Annotated in this window: 16 protein-coding genes; 12 read left to right on the top strand and 4 right to left on the bottom strand. The window is 49.6% G+C overall.

Going from position 1 to position 20,141, the window contains the following annotated elements; genetic code table 11:
* Positions 1 to 1,316: 1,316 nt before the first annotated feature.
* Positions 1,317 to 2,000: a DUF554 domain-containing protein gene (locus I6E40_RS00865; protein ID WP_235384958.1), complete on the bottom strand. Its 684-nt coding sequence runs from the start codon at positions 1,998 to 2,000 to the stop codon at positions 1,317 to 1,319.
* A gap of 518 nt (positions 2,001 to 2,518) precedes the next feature.
* Here I6E40_RS00865 and I6E40_RS00870 point away from each other — a divergent pair.
* The 9 genes from I6E40_RS00870 to I6E40_RS00910 all read left to right on the top strand — a co-directional run bounded on the left by I6E40_RS00870 (position 2,519) and on the right by I6E40_RS00910 (position 12,631).
* Complete coding sequence (locus I6E40_RS00870) at positions 2,519 to 3,571, top strand: branched-chain amino acid aminotransferase (protein ID WP_317207388.1); 1,053 nt, start codon at positions 2,519 to 2,521, stop codon at positions 3,569 to 3,571.
* 13 nt (positions 3,572 to 3,584) lie between these two features.
* Complete coding sequence (locus tag I6E40_RS00875) at positions 3,585 to 4,469, top strand: hypothetical protein (protein ID WP_235384960.1); 885 nt, start codon at positions 3,585 to 3,587, stop codon at positions 4,467 to 4,469.
* Positions 4,470 to 4,796: 327 nt separating this feature from the next.
* Positions 4,797 to 5,669 carry a MotA/TolQ/ExbB proton channel family protein gene (locus I6E40_RS00880; RefSeq protein WP_235384961.1) on the top strand — a complete coding sequence of 291 codons (873 nt, stop codon included), beginning with the start codon at positions 4,797 to 4,799 and terminating at the stop codon, positions 5,667 to 5,669.
* A 23-nt stretch (positions 5,670 to 5,692) separates the two neighbouring features.
* The gene (locus tag I6E40_RS00885; RefSeq protein ID WP_235384962.1) at positions 5,693 to 6,301 is read left to right on the top strand and encodes an ExbD/TolR family protein; all 609 of its coding nucleotides are present in this window, start codon (positions 5,693 to 5,695) and stop codon (positions 6,299 to 6,301) included.
* An 11-nt stretch (positions 6,302 to 6,312) separates the two neighbouring features.
* Positions 6,313 to 6,957, top strand: coding sequence for an ExbD/TolR family protein (locus I6E40_RS00890; protein WP_235384963.1), 645 nt, complete (start codon positions 6,313 to 6,315; stop codon positions 6,955 to 6,957).
* A 22-nt stretch (positions 6,958 to 6,979) separates the two neighbouring features.
* Positions 6,980 to 7,840, top strand: a complete 861-nt coding sequence (locus I6E40_RS00895) for an energy transducer TonB (protein WP_235384964.1) — start codon at positions 6,980 to 6,982, stop codon at positions 7,838 to 7,840.
* 127 nt (positions 7,841 to 7,967) lie between these two features.
* A complete protein-coding gene (locus tag I6E40_RS00900) occupies positions 7,968 to 8,930 on the top strand; it encodes a PstS family phosphate ABC transporter substrate-binding protein (RefSeq protein ID WP_235384965.1) in 963 nt (320 codons plus the stop codon).
* Positions 8,931 to 9,151: 221 nt separating this feature from the next.
* Positions 9,152 to 10,651 carry a tetratricopeptide repeat protein gene (locus I6E40_RS00905; RefSeq protein ID WP_235384966.1) on the top strand — a complete coding sequence of 500 codons (1,500 nt, stop codon included), beginning with the start codon at positions 9,152 to 9,154 and terminating at the stop codon, positions 10,649 to 10,651.
* A 315-nt stretch (positions 10,652 to 10,966) separates the two neighbouring features.
* The gene (locus I6E40_RS00910) at positions 10,967 to 12,631 is read left to right on the top strand and encodes a Gfo/Idh/MocA family protein (RefSeq protein ID WP_235384967.1); all 1,665 of its coding nucleotides are present in this window, start codon (positions 10,967 to 10,969) and stop codon (positions 12,629 to 12,631) included.
* A gap of 18 nt (positions 12,632 to 12,649) precedes the next feature.
* Here the strand turns inward: I6E40_RS00910 and I6E40_RS00915 are convergent, their stop codons facing one another.
* A complete protein-coding gene (locus tag I6E40_RS00915; RefSeq protein ID WP_235384968.1) occupies positions 12,650 to 12,871 on the bottom strand; it encodes a hypothetical protein in 222 nt (73 codons plus the stop codon).
* Positions 12,872 to 12,886: 15 nt separating this feature from the next.
* Between I6E40_RS00915 and I6E40_RS00920 the strand changes: the two genes are divergently transcribed.
* From I6E40_RS00920 to I6E40_RS00930, 3 genes are all read left to right on the top strand, one after another.
* Positions 12,887 to 14,218, top strand: a complete 1,332-nt coding sequence (locus I6E40_RS00920) for an MATE family efflux transporter (protein ID WP_235384969.1) — start codon at positions 12,887 to 12,889, stop codon at positions 14,216 to 14,218.
* 2,225 nt (positions 14,219 to 16,443) lie between these two features.
* Positions 16,444 to 17,181, top strand: coding sequence for a pyruvate formate-lyase-activating protein (pflA, locus tag I6E40_RS00925; protein WP_235384970.1), 738 nt, complete (start codon positions 16,444 to 16,446; stop codon positions 17,179 to 17,181).
* Between the two features lie 4 nt (positions 17,182 to 17,185).
* Positions 17,186 to 17,848 carry a helix-turn-helix transcriptional regulator gene (locus I6E40_RS00930; protein WP_235384971.1) on the top strand — a complete coding sequence of 221 codons (663 nt, stop codon included), beginning with the start codon at positions 17,186 to 17,188 and terminating at the stop codon, positions 17,846 to 17,848.
* Between the two features lie 462 nt (positions 17,849 to 18,310).
* Here the strand turns inward: I6E40_RS00930 and I6E40_RS00935 are convergent, their stop codons facing one another.
* Together I6E40_RS00935 and I6E40_RS00940 are read right to left on the bottom strand one after the other, a co-directional pair.
* Positions 18,311 to 18,481: a hypothetical protein gene (locus I6E40_RS00935; protein ID WP_235384972.1), complete on the bottom strand. Its 171-nt coding sequence runs from the start codon at positions 18,479 to 18,481 to the stop codon at positions 18,311 to 18,313.
* 32 nt (positions 18,482 to 18,513) lie between these two features.
* Positions 18,514 to 20,043 carry a hypothetical protein gene (locus I6E40_RS00940; protein ID WP_235384973.1) on the bottom strand — a complete coding sequence of 510 codons (1,530 nt, stop codon included), beginning with the start codon at positions 20,041 to 20,043 and terminating at the stop codon, positions 18,514 to 18,516.
* Between the last annotated feature and the right edge of the window lie 98 nt (positions 20,044 to 20,141).

A 20,141-nucleotide genomic window follows, 5' to 3' on the forward strand; every position in this document is an offset into this window, starting at 1 on the left:
ACCCCTCCACTGACAAAAGTTCATCTCTAAGAAATCAAAAATCAGCTCAACCTAATTTTTAGAACACCCCTATACGTTTTTCAAGGCTACATACATTTCTTACAAATCCTACACAAAACAAACTTAAAGTTTGAAAATCAGAGGGGTTAGGTGTGTAGGGTTTGGTCGCAAAATCCTACATGGAACCCTACATTGTGTAGGATTGCGCGCCGGACAGTGTAGGGTTCGCGGCGCACAAAGTTGTACATGTAGGGTTGGGCGCAAAACGCAAAAATCGCCGTTTTCATCGTACTTTTCGGCTCATCGGGTGTAAAAACGCAAAAAACGCCGTTTTCATCGTACATTTTTGCTCTTCGAGGGAACCTCGCTGAGAAAAGTTTTGCCTACCCGGCACGCAGTTTTACTTAGGGGAAGGCTAAGAAAAATTAGGGGAAGGCTAAGAAAAATTTGAGGAAGGGAAAGAAAAATTTGAGGAAGGGAAAGAAAAATTTGAAGAAGGCAAAGAAAAATTTGAGGAAGGGAAAGAAAAATTTGAGGAAGGGAAAGAAAAATTTGAAGAAGGCAAATTTTAACCGGGTGCGCTCCCAGTTTTTCTTAGGTGCGCTCCTAGTTTTACTTAGGTGCGCTCCTAGTTTTTCTTAGGTGCGCTCCTAGTTTTTCTTAGGTGCGCTCCTAATTTTTCTTAGGTGCGCTCCTAATTTTTCTTAGGTACGCTCCTAGCAAGCAATGTTTCTCCATTAATGCCCATTAATTGTCTCATTAAATGTCTCATTAATTTCTGAACATTTCGCGCGTTTCGTGTTCAAAACCAAAATGTTGGGGGTGTGTATAGTTGATGAGTGCTCTGTGAAAGGTTTTGTGTATAGTTTTTGAACGCTTTTGTGTAGGGTTTTGCGTTGCGTTTGTGTCGGTTTCCGTGTAGGATTTGCGTTACGTTTATGTATAGTTTTTGAATGCTTTTGTGTAGGGTTTGTGTAGGTTCTTGTGTAGGATTTGTGTAGGGTTTGAAACATAAATCCTACATTGCGTAACGTTTGGATAATCAGAGAAATGTATGGTTTGTGTAGGGTTTTATGTAGGGTTTGCATAGAATTTTATTTCCCCCTTATTATACGTATAGATACACGTTTCGGAGACAACGGGCAACGGTCAACAGTCAACGGTCAATAGTCAACGGGCAACAGTCAATGGTCAACAGTCAATAGTCAACAGTCAATAGTCAACAGTCAATAGTCAACAGTCAACGGGCAACAGTCAACGGGCAACGGGCAAGGGGCAACAGTCAATAGCCAATAGTCATGCGAAACGGTGTAATCTCAAAATCCGAGTAGGGCTTTGAGTGCAAAGAAAATCATGGGCATGATGAGGGCGGGTAGGAGGTTGATGGTTTTGCAGTCTTTGATGTGAAGCACACCAAGCCCGGCTGCAGCAATTAAGACACCGCCGACGAGAGATACCTCCGAGATGAGTTCCTCGGAAATGAAAGTTTTGGAAAGCAGTGCGATGCCGTAGATGCTTGCCATCCAGGCAAACACGGCGATGGCGGTGAGCGCCACGCCGAAACCGTAGGAAGAAGCCAAGACAATCATGGTGACAAGATTGAGCGTGGCGGCTGTCATGAGGTAGGTGTTGTCATCGTAGAGCGCGCTCATCACCGGTCCCATCATTGCCAGCGTGCCGACGCAGCAAAAGAGAACGCCCGTGGTGATGCCTTCCGCCAAGTTCGATGTGGAGATGCGGCGGGTGGCGCGTTCAAGATGTTGGTCGAAGCGAAGAACGGTGCCGAGCAAACCGCCAAGGGAGAGACAGAAGATGAAGAGAACGGGATATTGGGTCTTCTGCATGTTCTCCATCGCGACGTTCACGCCGAGCACGAGGGCGGCAAGTCCCATGGCGGTGTTCAAGACGGAGATGTATTTTTCTCGGATGCCCTTGCGAGCCATGGCTCCGATGGCACTGCCAACAATGACGGCAATGGCGTTGATGATGATTGCGTACATAAGTTTCTGAAGAAGTTCTAAATATTAGATGGTGTCGCTTTTCGAATCAGAAGAGATGAACTTTTGTCAGTCGGGAAGAACCACAGCGAGCGGTTTGATTGGAGAGATTTAGGAATATTGAAACGTGATTTTGTCGAATGTGCGCGCGGCATTTTTTGAAGTTGTCATGCTCCTATAATATATGGTATAAACAGCAAAGTCTCGCTTCAAGGGCGCGAAGTTAGTTCAAACGGGGCATAACTCAAAAAAAATACCTAATTTTGCCACCGTTACGCCGGTGCGATGGGTTCGTGCGTGGCGGTAATGAGGTGTTCTAAAAAATCAGGTTGAGTTGGATTTGATTTTTTATAGTTCAACTTTTGTCAGCGGAGAAAGAAGCATAGCGCGCTGTGTGACTGATGAAACTTACAAAAGGACGCGCTAAGAAAAGAATCACTCATAAAGACTCTGCAACCAAAACGTAAGCACTTTCTTTTGAACGCTCCTTATTCCTTATTTATAGAATACCCCTAAAGTGAATCAACCTCACAAAAACAAAACATAACGAAGTCATGCAAAACATTGATTGGGCAAACTTGAAGTTTGGTTATCTGAAGACAGACTATAACGTGCGTTGCTACTTCCGCAACGGCGCTTGGGGCGAAATTGAAGTTTCTTCCTCTGAAACCATAGACATTCACATGGCAGCCACCTGTCTGCACTACGGTCAGGAGGCTTTTGAAGGTCTGAAAGCCTTCCGCTGCCCCGATGGCAAAATCCGTGCTTTCCGAGTGAAAGACAATGCCGAGCGTCTGCAAAGCACCTGCCGAGGCATCATGATGCCCGAGATGCCGACCGAACTCTTCGAAGAGATGGTCAAAAAGGTCGTCAAACTGAACGAAAAGTTCATTCCGCCCTACGAAAGCGGTGCTTCCCTCTACATCCGCCCGCTGCTCATCGGAACCGGAGCGCAGGTCGGCGTGCACCCCACCGACGAATATCTCTTCCTCATCTTTGTCACTCCCGTCGGACCCTATTTTAAAGGTGGATTTGCTACCAATGACTATGTGATTATCAGAGACTACGACCGCGCCGCACCGCTCGGCACAGGACGCTACAAGGTCGGCGGAAACTATGCCGCCAGTCTGAAAGCCAATCAAATCGCCCACGAAGCAGGCTACGCTTCCGAGTTCTATCTCGACGCTCGCGAAAAGAAATACATCGACGAGTGCGGAGCAGCCAACTTCTTCGGCATCAAGGACGGAAAATATGTCACCCCAAAATCTTCCTCCATCCTGCCTTCCATCACGAACCGCAGTCTGCAGCAATTGGCAAAAGATCTGGGACTCGAAGTGGAAGTGCGCCCCATTCCCGAAGAAGAACTCAGCACCTTTGAAGAAGCAGGCGCCTGCGGAACGGCTGCGGTCATCAGCCCTATCCGCAAAATCGACGACATGGAAAGCGGAAAAAGCTACGTCATCTCCAAAGACGGAACCCCCGGACCCATTTCCGAGAAACTCTATCATCTCCTGAGAAACATTCAGTATGGCATCGAACCCGACAAACACGGGTGGAACACCATCATTGACTAACTCCTGAAACCCTATGAAAACAAACTTATTCTTTCCCGTCCTTTTCATCGTTCTTCTCCTTCTCGGAGGGTTTGCGTCCTGCAACGACGACGCCAAGAAACTCGCTGAAAAAGAGAAAGAACTCGAAGAACTGAGACAACTCGCCGAACTTGACAAAAAAGAAATGGAGAACCAGTATGCCGAGTTTGCCACACAATATGGCGAACTCAAAAAAGGCATCAAGGATGACTCCCTCCTCAACCGACTCAGCGAAGAACAAGCCCGCGCCGAGGCTTTGCTCAAAGAACTGAAACAGACGAAAGCCACCAGTTCCGCCGAAATCCTTCGTCTGAAAAAAGAACTCGCCACCGTCAGAGCAGTCCTCAGAGACTACATCCGACAAGTCGATTCGCTACAGCAACTCAACCAAGTGTTGATTGGAGAAAGAGACCTGGCAAGAGCAGATGCTGAACGCACCCGCGCCGAAAACAACAGCATCAACCAGCAGAACCAAACCCTGAACGAGAAAGTCGCCATCGCCGCTCAACTTGACGCTACGGGCATCTCCATCTCTCCGCTCAAAAAGAACGGAAAAACAGCCAAGAAGAGCAAAGACATCACAAAGTTCGGAATCTCTTTCACCATCACGAAGAATGTGACCGCCGCCGCCGGACACCGCAACGTCTATGTGCGTCTGCTCAAACCCAACCAGCAAGTGGCAGGACAGGCAGGCACGTTCACCTATGAAAACAGAACACTCGGCTACTCCGCCGTGAAGAGCATCGAATACACCGGACAGGAGCAGCGCGTGACCCTCTTCGTTCCCGTGAGCGAGTACCTCAGCGCCGGAAACTACTCCGTCCACATCTTCGCCGACGGTCAGATGATTGGCTCCTCCTCCATCAACATCGCAAAGTGAAAAAGAAACCAGAGGACTCTCAAGCCGATGAGCCCCTTGAGGCTTCTTATTAAATAATGTATACATGCGCGCTGCTTCGGTTTTCCCGAGTGCAGCGCGCGTGTTGCGTACAGAGCGGAAAACGGAACGGAGGCAGGGAAAAACAGACCAGAGTCCGTGCACAATGGCACATCGGGAAAAATATTATTAAAAAAAGGTGACAAAGAGCAGTCTATTAAGAGGAATTATATATCTTTGCCCGTGTTTGTTGCTCAGAGCGCAAACTTAATTCCGACAATTTATTGAAAACCAAATTACTAAAACCTTAAACATTTAATCTTTAAAAACATGGCAACTACAAATGCTAATGCCCCCAAGGGCGCGCCCAAGAAACAATCAAAAGGTTTCACCGGCATCAAATCCGGACTTTCTGTGATTATTGTTTGTGCTTTAATCGCAGTGGCAATCTATCTGTTCGGCTTCGGTAACATCTCCAACTTCAAGGGTGGTGTTGAAACCGGTTATGCTTTCTCCTTCCTCACTCCCGATGAAATCAGCCTCGAACCGGCTAACCTCATGGGTACAGTTTACAAAGGTGGTTTCGTGGTGCCCATCATCTGGACTCTCCTCATCACCGTTGTGGCTCTCGCCATCGAGCGCTTCTTCGCTATCCGCAACGCTTACGGCCGCACCAGCCTCGTGAAGTTCGTGGCTGAAATCAAGGAAGCCCTCAAGAAAAACGACATGGCTGCCGCTCAGGCTCTCTGCGACAAGCAGCGCGGTTCTGTGGCTAACGTCGTAGGCGCTACCCTCAAGAAGTACAAGGAAATGGAAGAAAACACCGTTCTCACCAAGGAACAGAAAATTCTCTCCATCCAGAAGGAACTCGAAGAGGCTACCGCTCTCGAAATGCCTATGATGCAGGAAAACCTCCCCATCATCGGTTCTATCGTAACCCTCGGTACTTTGACCGGTCTGTTCGGTACGGTGCTCGGTATGATTAAGTCCTTCTCCGCAATGGCAAGTGGCGACGGCGGCGCAGACTCCTCAGCCCTCTCCACCGGTATCTCTGAAGCACTTGTAAACACTGCTTCCGGTATCGCCACCGGTGCACTCGCCGTAATTGCTTACAACTACTATACTAACAAAATCGACCGCCTCACTTTCTCTCTCGACGAAGTAGGTTTCACCATCGTAGAAACTTTCTCTGCAACTCACTAATTAGCATAAAAGGTATTTAAGACATGGGACGTTTTAAAGTAAAAAAACAAGATACGTTCATTGACATGACGCCAATGAGCGATGTCATGGTCCTGCTGCTTACCTTCTTTATGCTGACTGCCACATTCGTCAAGGAAGAACCTATCAAGGTGAACACTCCTGGGTCCGTTTCGGAAATCAAAATCCCCGCAAACAACTTGCTTACCATCTTTGTTGAAAAAAGTGGTAAAGTATTTATGACCATGGACTCTCCCGATGGACTTCGCAAATTGGCCAAGCAAATGAGTGATGACGACAAACTGAGCCTTGAACCGAACGAAGTGGAAATCTTCGCACAGGCTCCCACTTTTGGCACACCACTCAACACCATGCACGGCTGGCTCGCTTCTGATGTGAAAAATGAAATCCTCACAAAAAGCAAAGAAGCAGGCATCCCTTGCGATAGTGTCAATAACGAGTTGAAAATTTGGGTAACTGCAGCACGTGAAGCGTGTGGCGAAGGTATGCGTATCGCTATCAAGGCTGATAAGTCTACTTCCTACGCTGTAATCAAAAGAGTAATGGATTCTTTACGCGAGATTGATGAGAACCGCTACAACCTCATCACTTCTCTCAAAGGCGTTGAAGATTAAAATTTGAAATTATGGCAAAAAAAGGTGGAAGTAAACAAAAGAAGATGAACTCGCGCGTGGACTTCACGCCGATGGTGGACATGATTATGCTCCTCGTGACTTTCTTCATGCTTTGTACCACTCTTCTCAAACCGCAAACCATGGAAATCTCCATGCCTTCGGACAAAGAAGACGTCAAAGAAGAGAATCAAACACAGGTGGCTGCGTCAAAAGCTATCACCATCCTCATCGATAAAGACAACACTCTTTACTACTTCAAAGGTAAACCCAACGGCGGTACCGACGTGGTTGACGAAGGTAAACTCTTCGAAACTACCTACGGCAAAAACGGACTACGAAAGGTGCTCCTCGAGTCTAACCCCGAAGCAGTAAAAGCCGTGGAGAAACTCAAAGCTGAATTTGCAACAAAAAAGACTTCGAACGTTCAGGACGAAGTCAAAGTCAAGGCTGAATACAAGGAACGTCTCAGCCAAATCAAAAATGCTGAATACACGCCCAGCGTGATTATCAAAGCAACCGACGAGGCTACTTACGATAATCTTATTCAGGTGCTTGACGAAATGCAAATCTGCAGCATTGGACGCTACGTGATTGATAAATTTGCAGATGGAGATAAGCAGAAAATTGAAGCTTATAAAAACGGCTCTGCGCAGTAATTAATAAGCAAAGTAAACTATTATGTCTAAAGTAGATTTGGCGTCGCGCGAATGGTGCGACATGGTATTCGAAGGACGTAACCAGGCGTACGGAGCTTATCGAAGCCGCGCAAACAAAGGCAAATTCCAACTCCGTGCAATTATCATCGTTCTCATTGCAATCATTGCCATCGTGGCTGCTATCTTCGTGAAGTCTGCCGTGGTTGCTGCACTCGAGAAGAACAAGGGACTCGATGACAGTTCCGTGGTCGAACTCCAGCAACTCAAGAAGGACGAACCCAAGAAGGAACAGCCCAAAAAGAAGGAACCCGAACTCGAATACGAAAAACCGTTGGAGAAGGTGGCTGTCAAATCCTCCATCCAATTCAACGTGCCGAAGATCGTCGAGGACGACAAGGTGGACCACAGCAAAGAACTCAAAACTCAGGACGAGGTCACCAAGAGTAAGTTCGCCATCGCATCTCAGGACTACGTAAACGAAACCGGGGGCACCGGCATCAACATCGACGACTTGAAGGATAACCAGCAGGCTGGCGGTACTTCTGTTCCTCCCAAGGAACCTGAAGTGGTGGACAACGCCATCGTGGAACAGCCGGCAACCTATCCCGGCGGTGAAGAGGCTCTGATTGCTTTCGTAAACAAGAATGTCGTTTATCCTGAAATCGCTCAGGAACAAGGTCTTCAGGGAACCGTTGTGCTCCGCTTCAAGGTGGATGTGGATGGTTCTGTGAGCACTGTGAAAGTGGAAAGAAGTCTTTCCAGGGAATGCGACAAAGCAGCCGCTGACGTGGTTCGCAAGCTGAAACGCTTCATTCCTGCCAAGCAGCAAGGTCACCCTGTGCCTGTTTGGTTCAGACTTCCCGTTCGCTTCAGAATCCTCTAAGTTTAACGGAATAAACGAAAATAAAATTTAATGCAGACGAGTAATGAGGCACACGCTTTGTTACTCGTCTCTTTTTTGTCTATATTTGCGCCGATTTTCACCAATCGCTCAGACTTTCCAAACCGTCATGAAAAATATTTTCAGAAAAGGCGAACTTTTCGCAGCCGTTTTCGCCGCGCTCCTGCTTTCAGCCTGCGGAGAACCGCAAAAAAGCAAATCCAACTGGATGGCAGAGGACGATGTCAAAGTCGGCATCGACGAAACCTTCCAACCCATCATGGAGGAAATCGTGCAGACCTTTGGCATGGCAAATCCCGAAGCCAACATGAAACCGCTCTATGCCAGCGAAGATTCTGTCATCAGACTTTTGGTAAACGACAGCCTGCGTTGCTGCATCGCCACCAGACCGCTTGACGAGAACGAGAAAAAAGTCGTGCAGTCACACACCCTCGGCGTCAAGCAGGTCAAAGTCGCCACAGACGCCATCGCTTTGATTGTCAACAAGGAAAACAAAGATTCTCTCATCACTCTTTCCGAAATCAAAGCCATCATGCGAGGCGAAATCACTCGTTGGGAACAGTTGAAGAGGCATCAGCGCAGCGGAGAACTCAAAGTTGTGTTTGACCATTCAGCTTCCAGCACGGTTCGTTTCATGAGAGACTCCCTCTGCGACGGCAAAGAGTTGAAAGGAAACGTCTTTGCCTCTGAGAAAGGAACCAATCCCTCCGTCATTGAGATGGTCAAAGCCAATCCCAACCTCATCGGCATCGTCGGTGTCGATTGGCTAAAACCCAAAAAGGAAAGTGCTTTGGCAGATTTCAGCGGGCTGGATGTCAATGTCATGCGAGTCAGCAAGAGCGATGAAATATATGCCCAAAAGTTCGTCCGCCCTTATCAATATTACATTGCCACCGCCGACTATCCGCTTCTTCGCTCGGTCTATCTGATTGAAACAGACCCCCGCAGCAAGTCCTTCGTCAGAAGTTTCTATTTCTTCGTCAAAGGTCAGAAGGGACAGACCATCATCTGCAACAACTCCCAACTACTCCCGCTCTCTCCCGTTCAAGTCAAAGACGTCAGCATCAAGTAGGACCTTCTGTTTTTCTGAAACCCTCGAAGGACGTTCATGATTAGGTTTTTACATTTTGTGAAAATCCATCGTCCGCTCATATCAAAATTATAAGAAGGAAACGGCGCAATTATACAAAATGTCGTATCTTTGCCAAGTCTTTGCAAGGAGTTTTTCAATCCAATGCTCCAAAAAGACCAATCTTCGTTTCATTTCGAAATCAATCATAATCATAAATAAAGATGAAACTTTTCCACATCCTCGCCTTTTCAGGCTTGCTCTTGTTCAGTGCGAATGATTCTTTCGCACAAAAGAGAACCTACGAATGCAATCCGATTAATCCGGAGTATCAGGCAATGGCTGACAACGTGGTGAAATTTGCCATGGAAGACCCCGATGCTGCAGAAAAAGCTTACACTAAACTGACCAAAAAAGTCGGAAAGAGCACCGACGACTTGCTCTCCGTTGGTACCTACTTCTTGGAACAGAACTACATTCAAGGTGCCATGATGTATTCCAAGATGCTTTATGAAAAAGCACCCGAGGACATCAATGTGCTCATGTACTGCGGTGAGGTTCGCATGAAGATGCAAGACTGGGGTAACGCCGGTCAGATGTTTGACGCCGTGCTCGCCTACGACCCCAACAACGTGGAAGCACTCAAGCGCAACGCTTTCGTTTATAAAAACGTGAACCCCCACGTCGCCATCGACGCTTTGCAGAAAATCAAGGAGTTGGATCCCACTTATTTCAAGGCTGACAAAGACCTCGGTGACATTCACTACAAACTTGACAAGTACAAGGATGCCGTAGGCTACTATGAGAACTACTACAAGGCAGTTCCCAAAGACACCATCAACCTTGACATTCGCTCCTGCGAAAACTTCCTCCAGTCCCTCTATTCTCAGGCAAACTTTGACAGAATGCTGGAAGTGTCCAAGGAAGTCCTGCCTTTGGCTCCGAAAGACATGGTGCTCCTTCGCATGGACTTCTTCGCCAAGGTGAACAAAATGGGCGAAGCGCTCGACTACGACGGAGCAGTCAAAGCTGCTACCGATGCTGCCGCTTATATCTATAACAATGAGTTCGCCGACAGCCTCTATCTCTATCTTGACTACGAATATGCGGCTGTTCTGGAAAAAGAAAAAGGTAACATTCCCGCTGCCATCAGTTTCTACGAAAAAGCGTTGGCAAAAGACAGCAGCAAACTTTCCGGCTACAAAGAACTCTCCGCGCTCTATGCTCGCAACAAGCAAGCTGCGCTCGGCATCAAAACTTTCAACACCTATCTCGAGAAACTCGGCGACAAGGCTGACCTCTCCGACCGTTTCCTCCTCGCCACGAAGTATATGGCAGCTTATCAGCAAGAAGACACCCCTGAAGCAGAGAAGGCTGAATATTACCAGAAAGCCGGAGAAATCTTCAGAGAAGTCATTGAGAAGAAGCCCGACTATGTGCAGGCATACATCTTCCTCGCTCGTCTGAGCAACGTGGACAGCAGTAAACCGCTCGTTGAAGTGCGCGACCTCTACAAGAAAGTGCTGGAAGTTTCCGAACCCAACAAAGAGAAGTTTGAAAACTATCGCTTTGAGGCATGCCGCTACATCTTCTTCTACGATGTGTCCATCGAGCCTGCCGACATCGAAGACGCCAAGAAGATTTGCGAAATCGCCAAGTCCATCCGTCCTGATGATGACTTCGTGAAGAACGCAGAAACTTACCTCAAGCAAATGGCTCAGTAAACTGAAGTACATGCGGAAGTAAATCTCCGCGCAGAAACTTTTTATAGGAGTGTTCTAAAAAATCATCCACTTTTTTAGAACATTCCTTTTTTTCATGTTTTAGAACACCTCTATAATAATCTCGAACCACGTGTTTTGCGTGTTCGGGATTTTTTGTTGCAAAAAAAGGCTCGGAAAGGATAATTTGATTACTTTTGCAGACAAACGAGGAAGTTCCGAACCAAGCGCGCTCTTTTTTGCTGAGTTTTGTTCGCTTCGGAACGTTCCTGTCCCGTATGAACAACCTTTTAACCTATAAACATCAACATCAGTATTATGAAAATGATTAAGCATTTTGCACTTGCTCTGTCCTTAGCCATGGGCTTAGGATTTCAGTCAGTTAGTGCACAGTCTTTGTCACCTAACACGAAGTGGCATTGGAACGAGGGTACAATTGTCGTCGATAGCCCCGAGCGTGCTCCCGGTCAAACTCATGTCCTCAATCTGACCGCTCCGAAGATTCAAACCGTTCGCGTGGCATTCGTGGGTCTCGGCATGCGTGGTCCCGGTGCTGTCAATCGTTTCTGCCACATTCCCGGTGTGGAAATCGTGGCTCTCTGCGACTATGAAGCCGCACGTGCAGAAGGATGCCAGAAAATGCTCCGCAACGCCGGGCTGAAACCCGCAGACATCTACTCCGGCGAGAACGGTTACGTGGAACTCTGCAAGCGTCCCGACATCGACCTCGTCTATGTCGCTACCGACTGGGATCACCACTTCCCCGTGGCTAAGTGCGCCCTCGAGAATGGCAAGCACACTGCCATCGAAGTGCCCTCCGCCATGAACCTTGACCAGTGCTGGCAGCTCATCGACCTCTCTGAGAAGACTCGCAAGCACTGCATGATTCTTGAAAACTGCTGCTACGACTACTACGAACTCAACGCCCTCGCCATGACACAGGCAGGCGTCTTCGGTGAGGTTCTCCGTGCAGAAGGTGCCTACATCCACAACCTCGACGACTTCTGGGATTGGTACTGGAAGAACCCCTCTAACGACCCCGAGAAACTTGGCTGGCGCATGAAGTACAACAAGGAGAATCGTGGTGACGTCTATGCCACTCACGGTCTCGGTCCCGTCGCTCAGTGCCTTAACATTCACCGCGGTGACCGCTTCACCACCCTCGTTGCCATGGACACCAAGTCTGTTCACGGAAAGGAATATGTCGAAAAGAAAACCGGCAAACCCTGCAACGACTTCCGCAACGGTGACCACACCACCACCCTCATGCGCACTGCGGACGGTAAGGTCGTGGAAATCCAGCACAACGTCATGAATCCCCAGCCCTATAACCGTCTCTTCAAGCTCACCGGTACGAAGGGTTATGCCACCAAATATCCCAGCGAAGCCATTGCACTCGACAAGAGCCAGCTCACTGCAAGCGGCGTAGAACCGCAGGTGGACAACCTCTCCAGCCACGGCTTCCTTCCCGATGCTGAATACCAGGCTCTCATGAAGAAATATGAGCACCCCATCATCAAGAAGTACGGTGAAGTCGGTCGCGAAATGGGACACGGCGGTATGGACTACATGATGGATGCCCGCATGGTTTACTGCCTCCAGAACGGTCTGCCCCTCGATATGGACGTTTACGACCTCGCTGAATGGTGCTGCCTCGCTGAACTCGGCTCTCTCTCCATGGACCACAACTGCGCTGCCGTTGAATTCCCCGACTTCACCCGTGGTCACTGGCAGGATGTGAAAGGCTTCAAGCACGCTTATGCTCCCGCAGAAGAAGAAAAAGCTGTGGAAGACAAAGCAAAAGCCTACACTGCCGCTCAGAAAGAAGCTGTTGCCAAAAACAAAGTTTGGGACCTCTACGATGCCTATAAGAATGCCGCTGACGACAAGGCAAAGGCTAAAGCCAAGAAAGCTTATGACAAAGCCGTCGCTGCCGTGCGCGCTGCTTCTTGCAAGGCTTGCTGCCCCGGAAAGAAAAAATGAGCATTCTTTAGTTAATTACTAAAATGGGGCACAGCCCCACTCAAAACCTTCACGAGCGGCGATGAAGAAGAGACCTTTTCTTCTCTCGCCGCTCGCTTTTTGCCTTTTTCTTTCTTCCATTTCTCTCGCCGCTCGTTTTTTGCCTTCTTCGTTCCCCCGTTTCTCTCGCCGCTCGCTTCTTGCCTTTTTCGTTCCCCCATTTCTCTCGCCGCTCGCTTCTTGCCTTTTTCGTTCCTCCATTTCTCTTGCCGCATCATGACGACCACCTACAAATACTCGCAAATCTGGACCATCGCCTATCCGATTCTTCTGAGCACCCTCATGGAGCAACTCATCGGCATGACCGACACCGCCTTCCTCGGAAGAGTCGGTGAGATTGAACTCGGAGCCTCCGCCTTGGGGGGCATCTTCTACGTCACCGTCTTTATGCTCGGTCTCGGTTTCAGCATCGGTGCGCAAATCTTGATGGCGCGTCGCAACGGCGAGGGAAAATATTTACGCATCGGCAGCATTTTCTACCACAGTCTGGTCTTCCTTTTTGTGCTTGCGTTGGTGCTTTTCATTCTCACGCAGCAGTTTGCACCGCTGCTTCTGCACCAAATCATCAACTCGCCGCGTGTCTTTGAAGCCACGAACGACTATCTGAACTGGCGAATCTGCGGAATCTTCTTTGCTTTTGGCTGTGCCATGTTTCGTGCGTTCTATGTCGCCACCACGAAAACCCGTGTCCTGACGCTCAACTCCGTCATTCTCGTGGTTTCCAACATCTTTCTCAACTATTGCCTTATCTTCGGCCACCTCGGCTGCCCCGCTCTTGGCATCTCCGGCGCCGCCATCGGTAGCACCTTGGCGGCTCTCGTCTCCTTGCTTTTCTTCATCGTCCACACCTTCACGAAAGTGGATTGCGCACGCTACGGTCTGAACCGTCTCCCCCACTTTCGTTTTTCTGTGTTGCGCAAACTCTTGAACATCAGCATCTGGACGATGCTTCAGAACTTCCTCTCGCTTGCCACTTGGTTCTTCTTCTTTCTTGCCGTGGAGCATCTTGGCGAACAGGACCTTGCTGCCACCAACGTCATTCGCAACCTTTCTTCCATTTCCTTCATGACCGTCATCGCTTTTGCGACCACTTCCGGCACGCTGGTCAGTAATCTGATGGGGCAGGGGAGAGTGGATGAAGTCTTTCCTCTGATTCGGAAAATCATTCGTCTGACTTTTCTCATTCTTGTCCCCTTCCTGCTCGTCGAAGCCCTCTTCCCCGAACTTTTCATGGGCATCTTCACAGACAATGTGACGCTTTTGGAGGTCGGAAGACCGGCGCTCTATGTCATGCTCTCCTCCTACGTTTTCACCATCCCGGGGCAGATTCTTTTTCACACCGTCAGCGGTACCGGCAACACCAAGCGCTCGTTGCAGATTGAGTTCCTCTCACTTTTTATCTATTGCATCTACATTGCCGTTGCGCTTTTCCAATGCCGCCTCTCTTTGTCGTGGGGGTGGGCGAGTGAGCATATCTATCATTTCATGGCTTTCACCCTTTGCGCCCTCTATCTTCGTCGCGGCACCTGGCGCACCACAAGAATTTAGTGCGGCAGAAATTCCCTCTCTTTTTTCCAAATACAATTTTCCTCAAAACAGTATGTTCGCAGAAGGCATGGCGTGACTTTTCCCTTGGGCTTCGTCACTCCTGTGTGAGCATCTCGTCACTCCTGTGTGCGCACTTCGTCACTCCTGCGTGCGCACTTCGTCACTTACCGCGGCACGGTGGTAAACATGCCGCGGCACGGCGGCAAGTGACGGGTCGGCGGGAAAGAGTGACGGGTCGGCGGGAAAGAGTGACGAGGCGGCGCGCAGAAGTGACTTGATGCCGTAAAAATTTTAGCAGACAGCCACGTTTTCTTCTTAGGCTTTGTCACGCTTTCCTTAGGGCGCGTCACTTACCGCTCGTCGAACGGTAAACTTACCACTCGTCGAACGGTAAACTTACCACTCGGCGAGCGGTAAACTTACCACTCGTCGAACGGTAAGTAACAAATCGGCGGGAAGGAGTGACGAGACGGCGGGAAAGAGTGACGAGGCGGCGCGCAGAAGTGACTTGATGCCGTAAAAATTTTAGCAGACAGCCACGTTTTCTTCTTAGTCTTCGTCACTCTTTCCTTAGAACTCGTTACTTACCGCCCCACGGGCGGTAAACTTACCGTCCCACGGGCGGTAAACATGCCGCCCCTCGGGCGGTAAACATGCCGTCCCTCGGGCGGTAAGTAACGAATCGGCGCGCAGGAGTGACGAAGCGGCGGGAAAGAGTGACGAGTCGGCGGGAAAGAGTGACGGGTCGGAGCACGGGAGTGACGCTGCGGCTCCACCGCCATCTTCGCGGGCGTATAGCCTTCCAGGCTAATCTTTCCTTGCCTCCTACTATCCCCGGGCTGCAGCCCGAGGGTTAAGGAGTGTCAGAATGGTCAAGATGCAAGGCACTGAGGATGAGGGCGCAGGGAGTGTACTGAAGTACATGACCAAGCCCGAATCCGATAGCAACGCAGCAGATTGGCCATTACGACACGCCGACTTACTCACAGTATAGCCTTCTTGGCTTAGATACTTTTGCTGCACAGGTGACAATGGCAGCAAGTGCGGCTCGCGCCGCCATCTTCGCGGGCGTATAGCCCTCCAGGCTATTTCACTCTCGCCACCTGCTATCCCCGGGCGTTGCCCGGGGTTACTCACGGTATAGCCTTCCAGGCTAAGATACTTTTGCTGCACAGGTGATAAAGGGAGAAGAGACTAAGAGACTAAAAGTCAAAGAGAGGAAGAGTCAAAGAGAGGAAGAGACAAAGAGACAAAGAGTCAAAGAGACAAAGAGTCAAAGAGACAGAGAGAGGAAGAGTCAAAGAGAGGAAGAGACGGAGGGAGGATTATAGCCTGGAAGGCTGTACTGTGAGTAACCGGGGGCAACGCCCCCGGACAGCGTGCCACCCCTCAGTGTCAGCCTGGAGGGCTGTACGCCCGCGAAGATGGCGGCGGGAGTCGCAAACGGGCTGAAAGCACAACGAGCGCATAGCCCGGGGCATAGCAAGACTATCCAGCCTGGAAGGCTGTACTGTGAGTAACCGGGGGCAACGCCCCCGGACAGCGTGCCACCCCTCAGTGTCAGCCTGGAGGGCTGTACGCCCGCGAAGATGGCGTCGGGAGCCGCAAACGGGCTGAAAGCACAACGAGCGCATAGCCCGGGGGCCAGCAAGACTATCCAGCCTGGAAGGCTGTACTGCGAGTAATCGGGGGCAACGCCCCCGGATAGTGGCAACTCCCTTAGTATCAGCCTAGAGGGTTGTATGCCCGCGAAGATGGCGGCGGGAGCCGCCGCGCTGAAGGCGCACTCCACCTTGATGTGGTTCAGACACCATGCACCGCTTCAGACGCAAGTTTGTTTTCTGTCTATCCCGCTTCTGATGTTTGTCCCATTTACCCCATTCGTCCCATTTACCCCATTCGTTCATTTCGCGTGATTCGTGTTCAAACAATCTTTCGTTGCATTCGTGCCCCAAAAATTAAATCAATCCGTGAACTAATGTCCCTTTCATGAAACCTTTCCTGCACCTTGATGTTCCCCCAAAAGTCGTTGATTCCTGTTTTTGTGAGCCTTTCCAATCAACTTCCACCTCCGCCGTTTTGCTTTCAGCCCGTGAGCTGCCTCGTGGAACGAAAGAACAAAAAGATGAAATGAACCTTACATCTGTGAAAATAGTCTTATATTTGCTTCTCCTAAACCACCGGGAGCGCATTTTTGCGTTCCTCCCACGAAAAATCCTCAGGTCATGAATCCCGAAATTCGCGTTCACTCCTATGAGTCCATGGGTACTTTTGACGGTCCCGGACTTCGTTATGTCGTCTTCCTCCAAGGTTGTCCCTTCCGTTGCCAATACTGCGCCAATCCCGACACCATCGATGCCGTCGGCGAAAGCAAACTCACGAATCCCGACTACATCGTGGAACAGGCTGTCTCCATGAAGCCGTTCTTCGGAAAGCGTGGCGGCATCACCTTCAGCGGCGGCGAGCCGACGGTGCAGGCAGAAGCCCTCGTGCCACTGTTCAAACGCCTGAAGGAAGCCGGCATTCACATCTGTGTGGACAGTAACGGAGGAATATGGAACCGTCATGTCGAAGAACTCTTCCGCCTGACCGACCTTGTGCTCCTCGACGTCAAGGAAATCAATCCCGAACGCCATCAGTTCATCACGGAGCGCCCCAACACGCAGACGCTGAAAACGGCGCAGTGGTTGGAAGAGAACGAACGCCCCTTCCGCCTCCGCTACGTCCTCGTGCCTGGTCTCAGCGATTTTGAAGAAGACCTCCACGCCCTCGGTCAGCACTTCAAGGACTACAAGCAAATCGAGCGCGTCGAACTACTGCCCTATCATCGTCTCGGCGTACATAAATATGAAGCACTCGGGTGGGACTATAAGCTCAAGGACGTGAAGGAGAACACGCCGGAGCAATTGGAGCGTGCCGGTCAGATTCTGCGAACCTATTTCCCCCAACTCGTAATCAACTGACTCCATGACGCATCCTAACGACAGCGACGCTTCCGCGGCGAGACCTCGCATTCGTCCCGCCATCGCGTTGGTGCAGTCCGACACCTTGTCTGCCATCGGTCTCAAAAGCATCATTGAGAAGATGATGCCCGCAGCGGAGCTCAGCCTCTTTTCTTCCACCCGCGAATTGTTGGCGGAGCGTCATCCCGAGCGTTTCTATCATTTCTTCGTCTCCTCCGACCTGTTGCTTTCTGCCGCCGCCTTTTTCCTTTCCCATCGTCATCGCACGATTGTGCTTGTTCGCGGCGAGGAAACGTCCCATCTCCCGGAAGGTTTCCATCAGCTTGACGTACATCAGGGGCAGGAAGAACTTGTCAGAAGTATTGTACGCCTCGCCCACACCTCCCACTCGGCATCGGGAAAGGAGCCGGAGGCGGTGAAGATTGCCCGAGGTGCAGAGAGAGAGGGGAAGGAGATGCCGCGCTTGACGCCGCGTGAGAAGGACGTCTTGCGTGAAGTGGTCATGGGGAACATCAACAAAGTCATTGCCGACCGCCTCGGCATCAGCCTTGCCACCGTTATCACGCACCGCAAGAACCTCACCATGAAACTCGGCACGCGCAGCGTCGCCACCCTGACGCTCTATGCCGTCACCCACGGCATTGTGAACAGCGAGGCATTGAAGTGAATGCCGCGCTTTAGTAATCCTCAAAAAATAACCTGCATCATCTTTGAAAATCTTTTCGGTCCATATTTCCTCCCTCATCAGTCACATAGCTACGACTATGCTCCTTCTTCGGGTGAAAATCTGACCTCGAAAATGTCATTCAAATCTGACGCAACTTATTATTTTCATATTACTTAGCGGACCGCAATAACTTCCAAAGACATTTTGTAATTCTCATAAAATAACCTGCATCATCTTTGAAAATCTTTTCGGTCCATATTTCCTCCCTCATCAGTCACCTAGTTACGGCTATGCTCCTTCTTCGGGTGAAAATCTGACCTCGAAAATGTCATTCAAATCTGACGCAACTTATTATTTTCATATTACTTACCGGACAGCAATGAAAAAGAAAGTGTGGACTACGGATTGCGCAGCCCACACTTTTGGTATGTGTGTGTTAGGGTGTGTCAATCAGAACAAAGGTTAGTTTCCGCCGTTCTCCATGTGACGCCAGATGGGAGAGCGAGCAACACTCGCGTCTTCTTTATTACCTTCCGTGTTGTTCAATACCGGAGTGGTGGTGTCGGAAGCGGCAATCATCACGCCCATTTCGAGGTCAATCAGTTCTGATGCAGGTTTGATATATCTTTTCATTGTTTTTATGGTGTTTAAGTTCTGTTGTTTGCTCATTTCACGATGACTTTGCGTCCGTTGTGGATATAGACGCCTTTGGCAGCGGGGCGATTGATGCGGATGCCGCTGATGGTGTACCATGTTCCGTCTTCCATGCCGCTGACGTTCACGTTGTCGATGGCGGTGGTGGTGCCGTTGAAGTCGAAGCTGTACTGGCGACCCTGTGCGGAACCTGCGGGTGTGGGGACGATGATGTAGGCGCGGGTGGCTTTCAACTGACTGGTGTTGTCGAGAGGTAGCACGAAGTAGGTGCCGGTGCTGTTGAGGAAATATTGCCTATCGTTTGTTTCTAGTGCGGTCGGAGTGAGGATGCCTTGGAAGGTGTAGTCGCCGCCGTCTGCGGCGGTGACGGTGGTGGTGCAAGTTCCGGCAGGTTCGAGCGTCACGCCGCTGAAGGTTTTAGGCTTCGTCACGTCAGCGGTCAGATAGAGCAGGTATGCCTTGTTGGCTTCGATGCCACCTTTTTCTTCGGGAGTAAAGTGGAGGGTGGCATCTCCAGCGTTGGTGGTCACGTTGGAGAGATACTTAGCCACGGCACCGCTACCGTAAGCCTCTTCCAACTGCGTCTGAGTCAGTGCGAAGGGTACGCAGAACGTGTTCCAACCGGAATAAACCTTGCGATCCAAAGTGATGGTCTGGTCAGCAAGATTAGAGGCGGGGAGATATTCAGTCAAGTCATCGGTGTCGGAGAAGGAGAAGCTGAGAGGAACTGTGGTGGCGTAGTTTGAGTAAGTAAGGTCGGAGAAATAGGTGGTGATGCCCCAGATACGTGCGCCTTTGGAAACCTTGAGGTAAACTACTTTTGATGCACTTGTCGTTTCAATCGTAACAAGGTTGTTAACGATTTCGTCACCTAAGATGGAGCCGATGTTTTTAGAAGAAGTTGTAAAATAACAATCTTCCGTAACAAGTCCTACTTTGTCTGTTTTGGAGAAAGCATCGTGTTTGCTGATATCTTCTATACCACCTGCATCATTATTTGCGCCTGAAATCTTCAAGTCCATTTTGGTAATGTTGCTCGGTGCAGTAATCTTAATGTAAGTACCTTTATCATTTCTTAGTTGAATCCAAGGACGTCCAGCTTGATCTTTATTTCCATTAATGGAATATTTTAAATTTGTTCCGGAGTAGGTCTTTTCTGTACCATAAGTCAACTTTCCCAACTTAACAATATCCTCTTCGGTGAGTTCCTCACTTGATTCACCAGTTCCGCTTGCAGAAGCAAAGACTGCATAGTAAGTTACGTTGCCGGTCACGGTAGGTGCGTTGGCAGCTTTGGTGAAGAGGGTGGAGGGAGCGGTGGCAGAAGAAGTTGCAATTTCTGCATCGGTCCATCCCACAAAGGTCCTTCCGGCAATGTCAAAAGGAGCGGTGGGGAGAGTCGTTACAGCACTTCCGTCTGCAACTTTAGTAGTCGGTGCTCCTTCTGTGTAGTCTGCATCATTCACCTTCCAACTCACAGTGTACTCAAGAGTGGGAGTGGTGGCTTTTTGATAAGTTACAGAGATGCTTTTTACGTACAATGCAATTGTTGCAGAAGTTTGTGACAACTTTACAATAATCTCTCCCGATTCAGTACCTTCAAATGTGTAATCTGTAGCAGTTTTAGTTATTGTTTTTT

It is taken from the genome of Prevotellamassilia timonensis, assembly GCF_021531665.1.
Taxonomy (GTDB): domain Bacteria; phylum Bacteroidota; class Bacteroidia; order Bacteroidales; family Bacteroidaceae; genus Alloprevotella.